We start from the raw sequence: 17,486 nt of genomic DNA on the forward strand, positions 1-17,486 counted from the left end.
TAAAAACGAATCAGCTACTGTTAATTCTCGCTTTAGTCGAATTATTAAAACAAAAAGTATTAATCGTGGATTTTTAACAAGATTCCGTTTATCACTATTTACATCATCAATTGGAAAAATGGCAGCAGCATCATTAACTATGTTTTTAGGAACAACTTTAATGACAACATCTATTATTGGTCCAAAAATTATGGCTGATAATAAATTACTTTCTTTTACTGGTATGAATTATCACTCCTTAGTTGAATATGACATTCCGACTTATAATTCTCCATATAGTTTTTATAAAACTTATAATCCAAATAATAAAGATGATTGAACTTATACTTCTAGTGTTGATAGTACTACTGGTGATACATATTGACATTCACCACGTTTTGATAATTCTGGACCATTAAATGATACTTTTGTTAAAGAATTATTAGAAAATAATATTAATGCTGAAGCATATGCTCCAATGTCAGATGAATCTAATCCCAGTGCTGCTATTAGTGATTTAGGATATACTGGTTTAACGTATTTAAATGGTAAAATGCTTACTAAAAACTTTTTAAATGGATTAGATTCTAGTGATATTAAAGATGCTTCTGTGATTGTTGGAATTATGGTACAAATGGCTTGACCAAATGCATTACCAATGTATGACACAGTTTTAAAAAATACTAATATTAACAGTTTTTATAGTGAGAATACTTATAATATTATTAGAAAATTTTATCAAAACTATCGAACAACAGTGGCAATGAATATTAGTGGTACGATTTCGAAGACTGGTAAGATTAGTACTAATCCTAATGATTTAGATATTACAAAATTCAAAGATTGAGCAAATAGTAATATTCCTGCTTACAAAAATGCCTCAAGTAAGGGTCCTACTTTTATTAATGATATTGATAATTTAAGTTTTGATACTAACGATAAATTATATCCGTGACATTTAACTAATGAAACACAATTATTGAATAATAATGCATCTGAAATTAGTGACAAAGAGCGTGATAGTTGAATTAATAAAGTTGGAATTTGATTTGGTGCTTTATTTTATAATAGAATGGGACAAACTGTAGTGCAAGGTGCTTATACTAAAAGCCCATATTTTATTCGTCAAAATATTGCCAAAGCTTATAGTGATCCCAATGCTCCTTTTAATGTTGCTTTTAATGTTGTGCCTTTTGATAAAGAAACTGATGAATTAGGAACTTACTTTATTGGTACTCCTGAAAAATTATTTAAACAGAACAAATATTTAATGAAAGTTTATGGTTTACAAAATCAACAACAGTTAGGCAAACCTTCAATGATGCAATTATATGATGCTGGAGGTTCTTCATTAAATCAACTTTTAGAACAAGAAAATAGTGATGATAGTATTAGTCTTGTTATTAATCAAACAATTGCTAAACAATTAAATTTAAAAATAAATGATGAATTTAAAATGAGTAGTAATGGTAATACTATGAAATTTAAAGATAATAATAAATTGAAACCTTTTGATTTGGATAAAATTAATATTGATAACGTTGTTGGTGATAGTAAAAATGTTAATAATGTAACATTATTAAAACAACAAACTGGTTATACACAAGTTGATGAGTTAAAGGATGAGGCTTATGTTAATGCGGGTATTAATGCTACAAATATGTTAAAAGAAATTGCTGCTGGTAAGGTTGTTAATTCTTATAATGATAAGATAAGTTCTAAAACACCAACGTATAAAGTAGTTGGTATATATAATGGTTATGGTCAACCTAATGCTTATATTAGTAAAACTAATGCTGATAAAGTTTTATCATTTAATAAAACAAAAGAATTTTTATTTTTATTATTTAAAAAAGAATGAGAAGACAAAAAAACAACTTGTGATGTTGATTTTGGTAAATTAAAATCATTTAATGAATATCAAAATTTTCTTAATCAATTAAATGATCCCGTTATTTATAAACTTAATCAAATATTTGAAAATGAAAATCCAATCTTTAATTTTAAATTTTCAAATTCGCAATCATTACCAGATATAACTAATTCATTTTCAACTTCGCAAATGTATGGAGATTACAGTGCTTTTGGTTTAAATGGTGGTACTGATGGTTCTGGTACTTATCAAGGTTATGGTGCAGGTAGTGCTGTTAATATTACCCCAAAAGATATCCATCATCAGTTGTTAAATCAAATTACTGCTTTAGTTGATACAGTATTGGTTGCATTTATTATCTTTTCATTAATCATTTCGTTCTTTATTATTTTATTAACAAGTAATTTAGTAATTTATGAAAATCGTAAAACAATAGCAACAATGAAAACACTTGGTTATAGTGATGCAAAAATAACTAATATTGTTATTGGTATGTATTTACCAGTGATTGCTGTTATGTTTGTTATTGGTTTTCCTGTAGGATGAATAATTGTTAAGTTTATTCTTAACTATTTAGCTGCTAATACAACATGGGTTTTACCATTATTCTTTGTTTGATGATTACCGCTTGTGGTTGGTTTAATTGTCTTTGGTATTTATGCAACAACCTTTATTATTGATTGATATGCCATGAAGAAGATTAATCCAATTAAAACTTTAAATGAAATTGATTAAAAGCAGAAAGGAATAAAAACATGAAAAATGATAAAAAAAACACTAAAAATTCAAGTGAACAAGTAACTAAAAATAAGTTAGAATCTAGTTTTACAAAGAAGTCAGTATCTAAAACCGAAGGTACAATACCACCAGTAACTCATAAATCTCATGATAAACCAGAATCAAAGGAAGAAATAGAAGCTAATAAAGCTAAATTGCAAGCTTTTAAAGATAATCAAAAAGCAATTAAAAAATTAACAAAAACTCATTCAAAAGAAATTTTAGCAGGTAAAATTATATCAATGACTAATAATACTCCTGATACTCAAACTAATGTTATTGAATTATTTGATGTTAAAAAATCTTACTTAACTGGAGACTTAGAATATGAAGTATTAAAAGGAGTTAATTTAAAAATTAAATTAGGTGATTTTGTTGTTATCTTAGGACGATCGGGAAGTGGTAAGACAACATTATTAAATATTATTTCGGGATTGGATAAACCTAATACTGGTGATGTTTTTGTGGCGGGATACAATTTATCTTTATTAAAAGATAGTCATTTAACTAAATTTAGACGAGATAATGTTGGTTTTATTTTTCAACAATACAATTTATTAACTAACTTAACTGCTCGTGAAAATGCTGAAGTTGGTGAAAATCTTGCTAAAAATAAAAATAAAAATATGAGTATTGATGATATTTTTCAAGTTATTGAAATGGATGAACATATGAATAAGTTTCCAAGTCAATTATCGGGTGGACAACAACAAAGAGTATCGATTGGTAGAGCACTAGCAAAAAATCCGACAATTTTATTTTGTGATGAGCCAACAGGAGCACTTGATGAGGAAATGGGACGTAAGGTGTTAGAAATTTTATTGGATGTTAATCGAGAATATAAAACATCAATTATTATGGTTACTCATAATCCTAACTTCCAATATGTTGCAAATACTGTTATTAACGTTAAAAATGGTAAAATTATTAGTGTAAAGAATAATGAAAAACCAATGAAACCAAATGAAATAAATTGATCATAAGAAAAGGATATAGATAGGGGTTGATTTAATAAATATAAGAAAAATGCATAAAAATATGCATTTTTCTTATATTTATATAGAGTAAATACTTGTATAAAGAAAAAAATATTAAATTATAAGAATCTAATAGAAAATACTATATTTTATTTAGTTTAATTATTTTTTAGAAAGAAAAAGGTGCAAGGTAATGAGTATTGGTTTAATTACATTTATTATATGAATATGTTTAGTAATTTGAATAGTGTTTTTAATTTGAGGTATAACTTTATGTAATAGTAATAATGCATTAGGCATCATATTATTATTTTTAACATTAAATTTAATTGGTTTAATAATAGGAATTTCTTTATTATATAATAAAAATAAGCAAAATGTAGATAACAAAAAAAATATTAATAGTAATATTAAAATAGAAGAACTAAGTTAAACATTCCTTTTTAGAAATTTTAATATTAAATTAAAAAATCATACCTTAATTTAATACAATTAAAAATAAAATAATAATAAATATTATCATATTAAAGTATGACTTAAAAATATTTGGGAGCGTGGCGAAGATGTCGATAACTAAAAAGTTTTAAAAATAGCTCCTTTCTTTTTTAAACCCTTAAATTAAAAATAAATGATAAAAGACGAGAATAAAAATCTTGTCTTTTTTTGTAATTGTAAAATTTTAAAATTTTTTATTATTAACATCCTTTAAATATCTACTACACGCAGTGACCAAGTAGGAGAAAGTTAATAATTAATAACCGTCTTTAACGCTATTATCAACACGTGTTAGGGAACTAAAAGAGTGAACTACAACACAGTTGTTAAAAATAGTAGCTAGAGCATGTGGATTTGCATGTATAAATAAAAAGTGGAGTGATACCTAATAAAATATACTAACCATTAATGGTAATTCTTGGGGTGGGAGCGAATTGGAAACTAGTATATATAGACCTGTTGTAGAGACCTATTGTATTAATTCTATTCTTTATTTAACCAACCTTGCCACTCCCCAGTGAGCAAGTGTTGGTTTTATTTTTTATTTTTTTTGAAAAATTTTTTGGGCGAGAAAATAAATTTCAAACTTGTAAAAAAAATTGAGCAGTGCCGGTTCAATTAAAATATTAATTTGTTTAACACAAATTAAATAAATATTGAATCGAATGCCTCAATGTTTTTTAAAATTTCACAATTTATTTTTGAGCCCAGAATTGCTGGAATTAATAAAACTAATAGTATTAATAATATAAAAATAAAAATATATATTCTTTATGCTACAAGCAACAGAATATATTAAAAAGAACTATTATGAAAAAGTATTTTTGTTGAACATGTAAACAACATAAATTAGATTATTTATTCTTTAATACTAATGATATAAAAACAAGACAAAACTTTTTAAGAGACAAAAATAATAAAGCAATTTGTTATGACTGTATTTTAAATGTTAGATTAAGTAGGAGATATAAATATGAATAAAAAACCAAGAAATTAATTCATTAAAATTGGAAATAGAACTACTTAAACAAAATAGTGATAAATTATATAACGGTTTATGAAAGGGCGCATTGCAAACTTGGATACGGTTTAATAAGAAATTAAATGAGAGATAAAACTCTCATTTTTAATTGTTGAACAATTATAATTAATTATTTTGATAAATCTGTACTTTATTAAAGTAATTAATTATTACATAACTAAATAAAAATTATTAAAGGCTATAGTGCAGATATAACTAATAGTAATTTTTGTGTTGCTCTTTTAAAACTTGATATTTTTTGGTTCCCTTCCCCTAGAACCCCTACCCTCCAAGGCTTTGCTACTGTAAGTAGCAAAGCCTTACGTAGTAGTAGAAGTATTAGTTAGTAGTATATAAGCCTTTTATCACTGTATGTGATAAGGCTTATACATAGAAAGGATTCGTAATGATTAATGTTAATTTAGATTTGAAAACTAAAATTAGAGAAACATATAAAGATGAAAAAAATAAAGGTGGCATATTATTAGAAATTGGTGAATATGAAACATGATTTCCTAAACAATATACTACTATTGATGAAAAAAATAAAAAAATAGCATTAAAAATAATTGAAGATTTTAATTATAAATTAGGTAAAAAATCAATTACAAAAGATATTGAAAGTATTAAAGGTAGTGATATTTTAAAATATATAAAAAATATTTCAGATATTACTACAAATGAAAATGAATTAATATCTTGTACATTTTATGAAAAATATAATGGTTATTATATTTTTACAAATGATAAAAATCAAGAATGTTTTAAATATAACATTACATGAGAAAAAGATATGAAAAGTTTTAAAATAAATAATCCATATAAAGATAATGATTTAGTAATAAATTATATTGTTACACCAATGAAAGATATAAATACTCATAATGAAAAAATATTTTATTTAAAGTATTAAAGGAAATTAATATGTTATTAAATGTTGAAAAAATAGAATTAATTAAAAATTTATGTAATGAAAAATTACTTAAAAATAAAAAATATATTGAAATACAAGAAATATTAAAAATTATAGAAAGGGATGAATAAAATGGAATGTACAGAATATAGAATTAATGGTTCATGTGATATTTGTCATAAAAATTCATCATTTGCAAATAGAACTTGTAATAAATGTTTTTATAAATTAATTGGTGAAAAAAATGAAATGTAATATTCATAATGAAAAATATATTTGATTTAGTGAATTAGAAAATACATACTATTGTAATAAATGTATTAATAACATGATTGAAGAAGATATGTTTTTAACAAGTGATAATTGAGATTCTTTATATGAATATTATATTAATGTGGATGGGTTACAATTTATTGGACACTAATTACGTAGACAAGTAAACAAATTTGTTAAAAGAAAGGAACTATAATTATGGCCAATATTAACTCATATACCGATGAATTTAAAAAACAAATAGTAGCTTTATATCAAAGTGGCAAATCAGTATCTTGCCTTGCTAAAGAATATAATGTTACAAGAGCAGTTACTTACAATTGAATTAAGCAATTTAGTAATTCAGGAAGTTTTAAAACTAAAGATAATCGTTCTTTTGAAGAAAATGAATTAATTAAATTAAGAAAAGAATTAAAGCAATTACGAATGGAAAATGATATTTTAAAGCAAGCAGCACTAATAATAGGCAGAAAATAGAAATTATTGTCAAAAATAAAGCTAAATATAAAGGTAATGTTTAGTAATCTGTGTAACTTACGGTAATGTTTAGTAATCTGTGTAACTTACAAAAATAACTATAGACATATTCCGTAATTAAATTTTTTAAAAGTCAATTAATAATTTTAAAATTTATTTTATAATTTTGTTATTAACAATAAATTTAGAAAAGTGTTGATAAAAATGATTTTTGAAAATTTAAAAAAATTAAAAAATGAAGAATTTTATAGATATTTTGGTATAAAACGTTTTCATTTTAATGAAATGTTAGAAAAATTAATTGAAATAGAAAAATTAGAAAAAAATAAAGGTCGAAAAAATAAACTTTCAGTAGAAGAAAGATTAATGATGACTTTATTATACTGAAAAGAATATTATACTTTTTTTCAAATGAGTATTAAATCTAAAATGAGCCCATCAAGTTGTTTTCGAAATATTACTTGAGTAGAAAATAAACTTAGTAACCACAAAGATTACCAATTTTTAAAAGAAAGATATAAATTAAAAATTGATAAAAAACAAGAAAATTCAAATGAATTTCAATTTTATTTAATTGATTCAACTGAGATTGAAATTGAAAGACCAACTAAAAAAAACTACAGTTAGAATATTTTTCTGGTAAAAGTTGAATGTATTCTATAAAATTTCAAATTGTATATGATTTTTTTAATAAAAAAATTGTTGATATTTTTGCTGATAATGGTAAAGTGCATGATTTTCAAATATTAAAAAATTCAAATCTTGAATTTTCAGAAAAAACAATAATTATTGGTGATTTAGGATATCAAGGTATACAAAATATTTATAAAAATACAATAATACCAATTAAAAGAACTAAAAATAAAAAATTAACTAAACAAGAAAGAAAATACAATAAGATTGTATCTAAAATTAGAATTAAAGTTGAACATGTCTTTGCTTGATTGAAAAGATTCAAAATTTTAGTAAATAAATGTAGAAAATCTAAATTTAGACTTATGTACTTAAGATTTAACTTACTTTGTGAAATTTTTAATAAAATAAAACCATTAAAATAAAAAAAAATATTAAAAATATTTTTTTAAAATTTAAATTTTTATCGAGTTAATATAAAAATATTATTAACAATTTTTTGTTTAAAATGTAAACTCATTTTTTAAACTATTTTTTCAAAAAATATTTATTTCTATATTCAATAACACTAAATAGTTTTAAAACAATTTTATTGACAATTAATTAAATTTAATTACGGAATATGTCCTATGTTTAATTAATTCTAGTAAATATAATTAAATGACTAGAAAGAGTGAGTTACAGATGGCTAAAAAGCAAAATATTAATAATAATGATCCAATATCAAAAGCAGTAGATTTATTATTAGAAAATACTGAAGATTTAACAACAGTTTTTAAAGAGGGAGGATTATATAAAGAATTAACAAAAAGATTAGTAGAAAAAATGTTGAATTCTGAGATGCAAAATTATTTAGGATATGATAAGAATCAACATAGTAATAGTGACAATGCTCGTAATGGTATAAGTTCAAAAAAAATAATAACTCAACAAGGTAAAATTGAGATTGATGTACCACGAGATCGCAATAGTAATTTTAATCCTATAATAGTTGCAAAAAGACAAAGAAGATTTGATGGTTTTGATCAACAAGTTCTTTCTTTATATGCAAAAGGTATGACATTATCAGATATTAGAATGCAATTACAAGAGTTATATCATGGTGCTGATATTAGTGAAAGTGTTATTAGTCAAATTACTGATGATGTTATTGATGATGTAAAAGCATGGCAAAATCGACCATTAGAAAGTGTCTATCCGATTGTTTATTTTGATTGCATAGTAGTGAAAGTACGACAAGATAAAAGGATTATTAATAAATCAGTTTATATAGCTTTAGGAGTTGATTTAGAAGGTAAAAAAGATGTTTTAGGTTTATGAATTAGTGAAAATGAAGGTGCTAAATTTTGATTAGCAAATTTAACAGAAATGAAAAATCGTGGCTTAAATGATATTCTTATTGCCTGCAGTGATAATTTAACAGGCATGTCAGAAGCAATACAATCAGTTTATCTTAAAACAGAACATCAATTATGCATAGTTCATCAAATTAGAAATAGTTTGAAATATGTCTCATATAAGCATAGAAAATCTCTAGTTGCAGATTTAAAACCAATTTATACTGCATGTAGTGAAGAACAAGCAATGCAGGCTTTAGAATCCTTTGAAAATAAGTGAAATAAACAATATCCTCAAATTGCTAAATCTTGATATAAAAATTGAGATAATTTAATGGTTTTTATTAGTTATCCTACAGAAATCAAAAGAGTGATTTATACAACAAATGCTATTGAATCTGTAAATAGTCAATTACGAAAAGTTATCAGAAATAAAAAAGTTTTTCCTAATGATATGGCAGTTTTTAAAATATTTTATTTAGCAATTGAAAATATAACAAAAAAATGAACAATGCCCATTCAAAATTGAAATACAGCAATTGCTCATTTTATGATAAAATTTGAAGATAGAATTAATCTAAACTAGTACTTTGTAAAACAAAGATACACAGATTACATAAAAGCCTCTAAAATTTAAATTTTTATCGAGTTAATATAAAAATATTATTAACAATTTTTTGTTTAAAATGTAAACTCATTTTTTAAACTATTTTTTCAAAAAATATTTATTTCTATATTCAATAACACTAAATAGTTTTAAAACAATTTTAAATAAAAATTTTAAGTAACATTTAAAATGTTACTTAAAATTAAATATATTAAAAAAAATTTTAATTAAAAAAAATGTTGGTTCTTATGATATAAAATTAGATTTTTTTAATGCTATACTTATTTATAAAGTTTAAAATAATATGAAAGGAAGCAATTATGAAAGTAATTAAGGTTAAAAATATTACGAAGTCGTATAATGGTAATGTTGTACTCGGACCTATTAATTTAGAAATTGAGAGTGGTAGTTCTGTTGCTATTTTTGGTGCTAATGGTGCTGGTAAAACCACATTATGTGAGATTATTAGTAATACTAAAAATGCAAGTACAGGAGAAATTGAATATAACTTTAATAAAAAAGATATTCCATATGTTGTTGGAATAAATTTTCAAGATCAAGTTTATCCTAACTTTATAACAGTTAAAGAATTAATAAATTTTTATCATAAGATTTATTTAGATAAAATAAAACCCGAAATTTTTAATAGTATGTTAGATAAGTTTCAATTAAAAGAATTATACAAACGTAAAGTAAATAGTTTATCGGGTGGTCAAAGACAAAGAGTTAATTTATTTTTATCATTATTTCATCAACCAAAAATTTATATTGGTGATGAGATTTCAACTGGTTTAGATGTTAAAACAAGAATTGATATTATTAATTTTTTACAACAACAAATTAGTTTGAATAACATTACTTTAATTTTAGTTAGTCATAACTTAGATGAAATCCAAGCTTTATGTAAACGTATTATTTTTTTAAAGGATGGTCAAATTATTGATGATACTACTGTTGTTGAAGTTACTAAAAAATATGGTTCATTATTAAAATATTATTTAGAAAAAACAGAAACACCATTAGAAATAACTACGAGAAAGGAAAAAAAATAATGCTAGCAATGTTTCAATTATTATTTGGTTATTTTAAGAAATCTTTCCATAGTATTTTCTTTGGCTTTATTTTCCCTATTATTATGTTAATAATTTTAGTTGCTGTATTAACACCCGGTAACCCAAATGCTGCACAAACAGTATTACCGGGGTTAGTGATGTCAGCTTCACCAGTATTAGGAATTGTTACTTTATCAATGACATATTCTGATTTTAAACAATCAATAATTATTAAAAGAATTGGTGCAACACCATTAAAACCATGACAATTTATTAGTAGTATTTTAATATTTCATGTTATTTTAATTTTTATTGGTAGTTTTTGAACATTAGGAATTGGTGCAGCTTTATATCATAATCAGATTAATTGAGAACTAATTAATTGAGGTTATATATTACTAGCAATTCTGCTTTCATCAATTATGTGTTCAGCAGTAGGAATAATGGTTGGTATTCTTGCTTCTGATTTTAAAATTGCTAATGCTTTTGCTTTATTATTATATTTGCCAACATCATTTTTATCCGGTCAATATATTCCGTATGTAGCCATTAAAGGACAACCAGTTTTAGTTATTATTGCTAAAATTATTCCTTTTTCTTATCCTGTTTCTATTATGAATAGAGGATGAAATAATTATGGTACTCCAAATGATTTAATCAATGCAGCACTTTTTGATAATTACTGAATATCGATTTTAGTTAGTTTACTTTGAATTGGAGCATTAATATTTGGAGCAATTATGGCTTATAAATATCGACGAAAATAAATTAATCTATAATAATAAAAATAGTTACCATTTTGATAACTATTTTTATTTCAATCAACAACTAGCAAACTTAAATCTACTGTAAGAGTTATGTAATATATTTTAATTTACATACAATTTGTTTATTCTTTTAAAATAAAGATATTTTTATGATATTATTAAATTAATTTAATAACTGTTAATTACTAGTATAGATAGTTTTATCTATATTAGTTTTTTTGTTTTTATTAAATTAATTTAATTAAAAAAATATTATATATTGGGTTTATTGCGTTTAAAGTCAAGTTTTATATTGAGTTTATTAGAAAGAAGTTAAAATATGGCAAACGGCAGAGAAATTATTATTACGAATAATTTAAATAATCCAAGTATAAAAAGTTTATTATAAATTGATGAATTTAATAATAAAATCGGTGACGCAATACTTATTATTGATTTAGAAAAAAAAGAATCTATTTTAGAAAGTATATTTATTGAAGAAAAATATCGTAAGCAACAATATGGTAGTTTACTTATTTACAAAATTTTTGAGATATGTCATAGCAATAATATCGAAAACCTTATTTTATTATCAGGTCCAACTAATGTTACTGTCGGTGAATTTTATGAAAAATTAGGATTCACTTATGCATGAAATAAAAAAAACTTTTTTTTATGATTATGAAATTAATATACCTCATGCAATTTTTAATAAAAGAGATGAAATTGAAAAGTGAAAAAATATTAAAATAAAAGAAATTTTTATTGATTTTGACTTATCAAAATCAAAAGCTATAAATGATGAACAAAAGATATTAGAGGATAGTGAAATATTATCTAGTATTTTAGATGAAGTTTTAATACATGAAGAATCAATTTTCAAGGAAGATTATCAAAAAGTTATTGATTGATTTAATCAACAAAGAGAACAAATAATCAAAAATCCAAAACAATGATGAAATACTTTAACCCCCAAACAAGTAGATGTTGTTAAAAATGAGGCAAAAAAATGATGAAATAACTTAACACCAGAACAAAGAAAAATAAAATTATTAGAAAAACAAGCATATCAAAAAAAGATAATAAAAAAAGATGATACTCCTTTATTGTGTGATTTTGATCAAAATATAAAAAATAAATTAGACTGCATGCAGTCTATGAAAACATCAACTCCTGTTTTTAAAAAAGATAATTTTAATATTTAGATTTTTTCTTTTCTCAAATGTCTTGTTTTTTAAAATTAACAATGTAAAATAAAATTCATAATTAATTTAAAATATAAAAGAGTAAAATTAAATGGTAATTTAGAGACTTAGTGGTTGCTGTAAACTAAGCAAGTTTAATTTGAAGGTAACTTATATTATTAGCAATTTAAATAATAATTAAGTGCATTTACTTTGTAAATGAATTAGGATGGTACCTCGTTAAAAAAGGTTCCTATTTGTGGAATGTTTTTTATTTTAAAAAGGAGTATAACAAATGAATAGAAATTTAAACAAAAAATATAATCATATTGAAATTGAAAAGGATCGTTATGAACAATGAGTAAAATCTGGATTATTTAAGGCAAATGTTAGTTCTATTAATCCTACATTTTCTATTATCTTACCACCACCTAATGTAACCGGACTTTTACATTTAGGTCATGCTTGAGATAGTACTATCCAAGATTTATTAATTCGTTATAAACGTTTACAAGGATTTAATACTTTATTTATACCTGGTATGGATCATGCTGGCATTGCCACGCAAGTTAAAGTTGCACAACGTATTAAAGAAGAACAAAAACTTAATTTGCAAGAATTAGGTAAAGATAAATTTTTACAACAAGCATGAAAATGAAAAACAGAATATGCACAAAACATAAGAAAACAGTGAGCAAAACTTGGTTTAGCATTAGATTATTCGCATGAAGTATTTACTTTAGATGAAAATGTTAAGCAAGCAGTTAATGAAGTATTTGTAAAGTTATATAAAGAAGGTTTAGTTTATCGAGGAAAAAAGATAGTAAATTGAGATCCAGAATTAAAAACCGCTATTTCTAATATTGAAGTAAATTATCATGAAACAAAAGGAAAAATGTATTATTTAAAATATTTTATAGAAAATAGTAGTGAATTTATTACTATTGCTACTACCAGACCAGAAACAATGTTTGCTGATCAGTGTATAGTTGTAAATAGTAAAGATAAACGTTATTTACAATTTATTGGTAAAATGGTTGTTAATCCGGCTAATAAAATGTTAATTAAAGTCATTGCTGATGATTATGTTGATATGAATTTTGGAACAGGTGCTATGAAATGTACACCAGCTCATGATGCTAATGACTATGAAATTGCATTACGTCACAATTTAGCAATGCCTATTTGTATGAATGTTGATGGAACTATGAATGAATTAGCACAATCATATATTAATCAAGATCGAATGGTATGTCGTAAACAATTAGTTGAACAATTAAGAAAAGAAAATTTAGTTGTAAAGGTTGAAGACCATCTTCATCAAGTTGGTTATTCAGAAAGAAGTAACGCTATTATTGAACCATATTTATCACAACAATGATTCATAAAAATGAAACCATTAGTTGAAATGATTATTTATAAACAAAAAAATAAGAAAACAAAGATTGATTTTCATCCAATATTATTTGAACAACAACTTTTGCAGTGATTAAATAATATTCAAGATTGATGTATTTCTCGTCAATTGTGATGAGGTCATTCGCTTCCAGTTTGATATCATAAAAAAACTAAGAAAATTTATGTTGATACTAATCCACCATCACCAATTAACGATTATATTCAAGAATCAGACGTATTAGATACATGATTTTCTAGTGGTTTATGATCTTTTGTAACCTTGGATTGACCACAAAAAAATGTTGATTTGCAAAAATATTATCCAATATCAGTATTAGTTACTGCTTATGATATTTTATTTTTTTGAGTTGCACGAATGATGTTTATGGGTTGAAAATTTACTAATCAAAAACCATTTACTAATGTTTTAATTCATGGTTTAATTCGTGATGAACAAGGTAGAAAAATGTCAAAATCATTAAATAATGGAATTGATCCAATGGAAGTTATTAAAAAGTATGGTGCGGATGCTTTACGTTACTTTTTAGTTAGCAATTGTGCTCCGGGTCAAGATTTAAGATTTAGTATTACTAAAGTTGAGTCAGCTTGAAATTTCAATAATAAGTTATGAAACGCTGCACGTTATGTACTAATGAATATTGATGATAATTTTCAATTGGATGAAAATATTGTTTATAATAATTCATTATCATTTATTGATCAATGAATTTTACAAGAACTTAATCAATTGATTATTTATGTAGAGCAATATATGGAAAAATATGAATTTGTTTTAGTAGTTAAAGCACTATCAAATTTTATATGAAATAAATATTGTTCTTGATATATTGAATTAAATAAAGTTAATTTACAAAATCAAGAGCAACAAAGTAACTCATTACAAACATTATATTATGTTTTACAACAAATTATTATTATGGTTCATCCCTTTATTCCCTTTATCACAGAAGCAATTTATGAAGAAATGGGGTATAAAAATAGCATTTTAACAAATAAGTTTCCTAAAGTTAAAGTTATGAAAAAAACAAAAGATGTAACACAATTTGTTGAAATATTAATTGAAATTATTGGTAATATTCGAGAAATTCGTAAAGAACTTAATTTATTTTTAAAATTACCGTTAACTATTCATATCAATACGACTAATTCTTTTTTTGAATTAGAAAAAAATACTTTAAATCCTTATTTATTACAATTAACTAATAGTCAAATTGTTACTATTAGTGATAGTCCGTTGTCTGTTAATAATAAAATAATTAAAATTATTAATTCAGCAATAATAGAAATTAATGTTTCAAATTTATTTAATAAAGAAGAACAATTAGCAAAATTAAAAGAGGAATTAGTTTATATTGAAAATGAAATAAAACGTAGTAAAGATATTTTAAGTAACCAACAATTTTTAGCAAAGGCACCACCAACAAAAGTTGAAATAGAAAAGCAAAAATTAGAAAAGTATCAAAATCAAAAAATTTTAATCAATGCCAAGATTAAAGAATTATAAAAAACTTTTATTTTAATTCAAGTTGAAAAATTTCATTATTTTCCAATTTAATATCATCGATACCTACTGAAAAATCAATAAATTCTTTACCATTTCAGTGTTCAATGTATCAAAATTTTTTATTTTCTTGAGTACCTTTTTTACCTTTTACAGCAACCAAAAATCTTCCAATTTGACTTTTTTCAACAGTAAAATCATTAGAACAAGCACTTAGTAAATTACCAAGTGTATTAAAAGTAGTAATATAATTAGTTTTTTCAAGAATAGTTTCCTTGCCGTTGATAGCTGTAATTTCAATATTAGTAGTAATGCTATTTTGATTAGTAGTACCATTTAAGAATTTTGGGATATAAATAATATTTAGTATTAATGAAGTTCCTAATATTAATATAATAGAATTATATTTGCATCATTTAATAAATGTTTTATTTTTAATTATTTTTATAAAATTATTTTCTCATTTCTTACCATCAGTTTTTATTTTTGTCATTATTATCAGCCTTTGCATTATCTTTTTTATTTTATTATATTAAAAAAAATAAAAAAAGGAAATTGCTTATCTCATTTTTAATAATTATTGAGGTGAAATTAAATGAGATTATTAATTATAACATTGACAATTCTTTTTCTTGCAAGTAATGGATTAGTTGTATTAAAGTTGATTAAAAATTTTAATGAAAATGAAATAGTTAGTAAGGAAAAAAATGATACAAAAATTATTACTATTACTGTTGAAATTAAAGAACATTTACCAATTAGAGAAGATTTATGTATACGAAATAAATATTAGACTTCTTGCAAAACCTATCTATTAAAAATTTAATTTTTAAAATAAAATTAAAAATAAAAAAGATAGGTAATCTATGATGTTTGATAAATTAAAAACTATTAACAATCCAGAATTATTAAGATTAACTGGTATAAATGATATTATTTTTAATAAAATTCTAGAAATTTTAAAGACAGAAGAAGTAAAAAAGTTTAAAAATGGTGGTACACCTAATAAATTATCATTAGAAAATCCTTTATTAATGACTTTAGAATATTGAAGAGAGTATCGAACTTATTTTCATATTGCTAAAAGTTATGGAATTAGTGAAAGTAGTTGCTATAGGAATATCAAGTGAATAGAAAATACTTTAATAAAACATCCTGATTTTCAACAACTTGATGGGCAAAAATCACTGTTAAATAATAATTTTAAAGATAAAACAGTTATCATTGATGTGACTGAAAGTACTATTCAACGCCCAAAAAAAGTCAAAAACAATATTATTCAGGAAAAAAGAAAAAACATACAATAAAAACTCAAGTCATAATTGAAAAAGATAGTAAAAAAATTATAAGTTCTTATTTTTCTTATGGTAAAAATCATGATTTTAAAATTTTAAAAAATTCAAAAACGAAATTTTTATCAGAAACAACTATTTTAGTAGATTTAGGATATCAAGGTATACAAAACATACATAAAAATGTCTTATTACCTAAACGAAAATCAAAGAAAAACCCTTTAACTAAAGAAGAAAAGAAAAATAATAAGGCTATTTCAAAAATGAGAGTTGTTATTGAACATGTTTTTGCGATTCTTAAAAAATTTAAAATTATTAGTGAAAAATATCGAAATAGAAGAAAAAAATTTGCATTAAGATTTAATTTAATAGCTTCAATTTATAATTTACAATTATTAATTTAAATATATTTGATAATTTAATATTTTATTTTTTTATTTGAAATAATAATTTTTGTTGTATTTTAATGACAAAAAATAAAACATATTTTGAACAATAATTTTTAAAAAATATTAAAAGTGTTATTAAAATAAATTTTTAAACTTAAAAAATGTGATTAATATCATAGTTTTGCAAGAAGTCTATTATGTTAAAATTCTTAATTCAAAAATAAGTATTATTAATTTAATTAATACTTTAAATATTTCTAATGTTTATTTTGACATTTTAGCGTTAAATCTAAATCAAAATATTAGTGAAAATTATAAATTAATATTATCACCAAGAAATAATGCTATTAAATATTATTCACGTTATACTATTACTTTAGAGTCTTTAATTAATTTAGGTTTAAATAGTCAAGATGCCAAAAAAGTATTATTATTATTTAATAAAAAAAATTTAAATGCAAAACAGTTGTTAGAGAATTTAGAAAAATTATTAATAACTACAAAAAGAAAATAGAGGCTTTTATGTAATCTGTGTATCTTT

19 protein-coding genes are annotated in these 17,486 nt (G+C 23.0%); 18 read left to right on the top strand and 1 reads right to left on the bottom strand.

What is annotated here, in order from left to right; genetic code table 4:
• Nucleotides 1-118: 118 nt before the first annotated feature.
• The 15 genes from AACL24_RS09895 to AACL24_RS09960 all read left to right on the top strand — a co-directional run bounded on the left by AACL24_RS09895 (nucleotide 119) and on the right by AACL24_RS09960 (nucleotide 15,267).
• Nucleotides 119-2,587, top strand: coding sequence for an ABC transporter permease (locus AACL24_RS09895; RefSeq protein ID WP_339046541.1), 2,469 nt, complete (start codon nucleotides 119-121; stop codon nucleotides 2,585-2,587).
• Between the two features lie 20 nt (nucleotides 2,588-2,607).
• Complete coding sequence (locus AACL24_RS09900) at nucleotides 2,608-3,612, top strand: ABC transporter ATP-binding protein (RefSeq protein ID WP_339046543.1); 1,005 nt, start codon at nucleotides 2,608-2,610, stop codon at nucleotides 3,610-3,612.
• 187 nt (nucleotides 3,613-3,799) lie between these two features.
• Nucleotides 3,800-4,039 (top strand): hypothetical protein, encoded by a 240-nt coding sequence (locus tag AACL24_RS09905; RefSeq protein ID WP_252319631.1) that lies wholly within the window; start codon nucleotides 3,800-3,802, stop codon nucleotides 4,037-4,039.
• 1,489 nt (nucleotides 4,040-5,528) lie between these two features.
• Nucleotides 5,529-6,035, top strand: a complete 507-nt coding sequence (locus AACL24_RS09910; RefSeq protein ID WP_339046545.1) for a hypothetical protein — start codon at nucleotides 5,529-5,531, stop codon at nucleotides 6,033-6,035.
• A gap of 132 nt (nucleotides 6,036-6,167) precedes the next feature.
• Nucleotides 6,168-6,290 carry a hypothetical protein gene (locus AACL24_RS09915; protein WP_339046547.1) on the top strand — a complete coding sequence of 41 codons (123 nt, stop codon included), beginning with the start codon at nucleotides 6,168-6,170 and terminating at the stop codon, nucleotides 6,288-6,290.
• On the top strand, nucleotides 6,280-6,459 hold the full coding sequence (locus AACL24_RS09920) for a hypothetical protein (protein WP_339046549.1): 180 nt from the start codon (nucleotides 6,280-6,282) through the stop codon (nucleotides 6,457-6,459). Before AACL24_RS09915 ends, AACL24_RS09920 begins: the two co-directional genes overlap by 11 nt.
• A gap of 47 nt (nucleotides 6,460-6,506) precedes the next feature.
• Nucleotides 6,507-6,785, top strand: a complete 279-nt coding sequence (locus AACL24_RS09925; RefSeq protein WP_339046551.1) for a transposase — start codon at nucleotides 6,507-6,509, stop codon at nucleotides 6,783-6,785.
• A 204-nt stretch (nucleotides 6,786-6,989) separates the two neighbouring features.
• Nucleotides 6,990-7,412, top strand: a complete 423-nt coding sequence (locus AACL24_RS09930; RefSeq protein WP_339045912.1) for a transposase family protein — start codon at nucleotides 6,990-6,992, stop codon at nucleotides 7,410-7,412.
• A 23-nt stretch (nucleotides 7,413-7,435) separates the two neighbouring features.
• A complete protein-coding gene (locus AACL24_RS09935) occupies nucleotides 7,436-7,843 on the top strand; it encodes a transposase family protein (protein WP_339045908.1) in 408 nt (135 codons plus the stop codon).
• A gap of 259 nt (nucleotides 7,844-8,102) precedes the next feature.
• Nucleotides 8,103-9,341 (top strand): IS256 family transposase, encoded by a 1,239-nt coding sequence (locus AACL24_RS09940; protein WP_339049405.1) that lies wholly within the window; start codon nucleotides 8,103-8,105, stop codon nucleotides 9,339-9,341.
• A 341-nt stretch (nucleotides 9,342-9,682) separates the two neighbouring features.
• On the top strand, nucleotides 9,683-10,414 hold the full coding sequence (locus tag AACL24_RS09945) for an ABC transporter ATP-binding protein (RefSeq protein WP_339046553.1): 732 nt from the start codon (nucleotides 9,683-9,685) through the stop codon (nucleotides 10,412-10,414).
• Entirely contained in the window at nucleotides 10,414-11,181 is a 768-nt protein-coding gene (locus tag AACL24_RS09950) for an ABC transporter permease (protein WP_339046555.1), read from the top strand. Before AACL24_RS09945 ends, AACL24_RS09950 begins: the two co-directional genes overlap by 1 nt.
• Before the next feature lie 409 nt (nucleotides 11,182-11,590).
• Complete coding sequence (locus AACL24_RS15595) at nucleotides 11,591-11,851, top strand: GNAT family N-acetyltransferase (protein WP_422398093.1); 261 nt, start codon at nucleotides 11,591-11,593, stop codon at nucleotides 11,849-11,851.
• On the top strand, nucleotides 11,808-12,365 hold the full coding sequence (locus tag AACL24_RS09955) for a hypothetical protein (protein ID WP_339046557.1): 558 nt from the start codon (nucleotides 11,808-11,810) through the stop codon (nucleotides 12,363-12,365). Before AACL24_RS15595 ends, AACL24_RS09955 begins: the two co-directional genes overlap by 44 nt.
• 274 nt (nucleotides 12,366-12,639) lie before the next feature.
• Nucleotides 12,640-15,267, top strand: a complete 2,628-nt coding sequence (locus AACL24_RS09960) for a valine--tRNA ligase (protein ID WP_339046559.1) — start codon at nucleotides 12,640-12,642, stop codon at nucleotides 15,265-15,267.
• A gap of 7 nt (nucleotides 15,268-15,274) precedes the next feature.
• On the opposite strand, the gene AACL24_RS09965 is transcribed toward AACL24_RS09960, so the two are convergent.
• Nucleotides 15,275-15,757, bottom strand: a complete 483-nt coding sequence (locus AACL24_RS09965) for a hypothetical protein (protein WP_338988312.1) — start codon at nucleotides 15,755-15,757, stop codon at nucleotides 15,275-15,277.
• A gap of 102 nt (nucleotides 15,758-15,859) precedes the next feature.
• Between AACL24_RS09965 and AACL24_RS09970 the strand changes: the two genes are divergently transcribed.
• The 3 genes from AACL24_RS09970 (at nucleotide 15,860) to AACL24_RS09980 (ending at nucleotide 17,459) form a co-directional block, all read left to right on the top strand.
• Nucleotides 15,860-16,057 carry a hypothetical protein gene (locus AACL24_RS09970; protein ID WP_339046561.1) on the top strand — a complete coding sequence of 66 codons (198 nt, stop codon included), beginning with the start codon at nucleotides 15,860-15,862 and terminating at the stop codon, nucleotides 16,055-16,057.
• A 73-nt stretch (nucleotides 16,058-16,130) separates the two neighbouring features.
• Nucleotides 16,131-16,960, top strand: a protein-coding gene (locus AACL24_RS09975; RefSeq protein WP_339046563.1) for an IS5 family transposase whose coding sequence is annotated in 2 segments (ribosomal slippage) — nucleotides 16,131-16,527 and nucleotides 16,527-16,960 — 831 coding nt in all. Because the reading frame shifts where the segments join, the coding sequence is not laid out codon by codon here.
• 166 nt (nucleotides 16,961-17,126) lie between these two features.
• The gene (locus AACL24_RS09980) at nucleotides 17,127-17,459 is read left to right on the top strand and encodes a hypothetical protein (RefSeq protein WP_339046565.1); all 333 of its coding nucleotides are present in this window, start codon (nucleotides 17,127-17,129) and stop codon (nucleotides 17,457-17,459) included.
• The last annotated feature ends 27 nt before the right edge of the window (nucleotides 17,460-17,486 follow it).

Origin of the sequence: Spiroplasma endosymbiont of Colias croceus, from assembly GCF_964020095.1 — a bacterium.
In the GTDB taxonomy this organism is placed as follows: domain Bacteria; phylum Bacillota_I; class Bacilli_A; order Mycoplasmatales; family VBWQ01; genus Spiroplasma_E.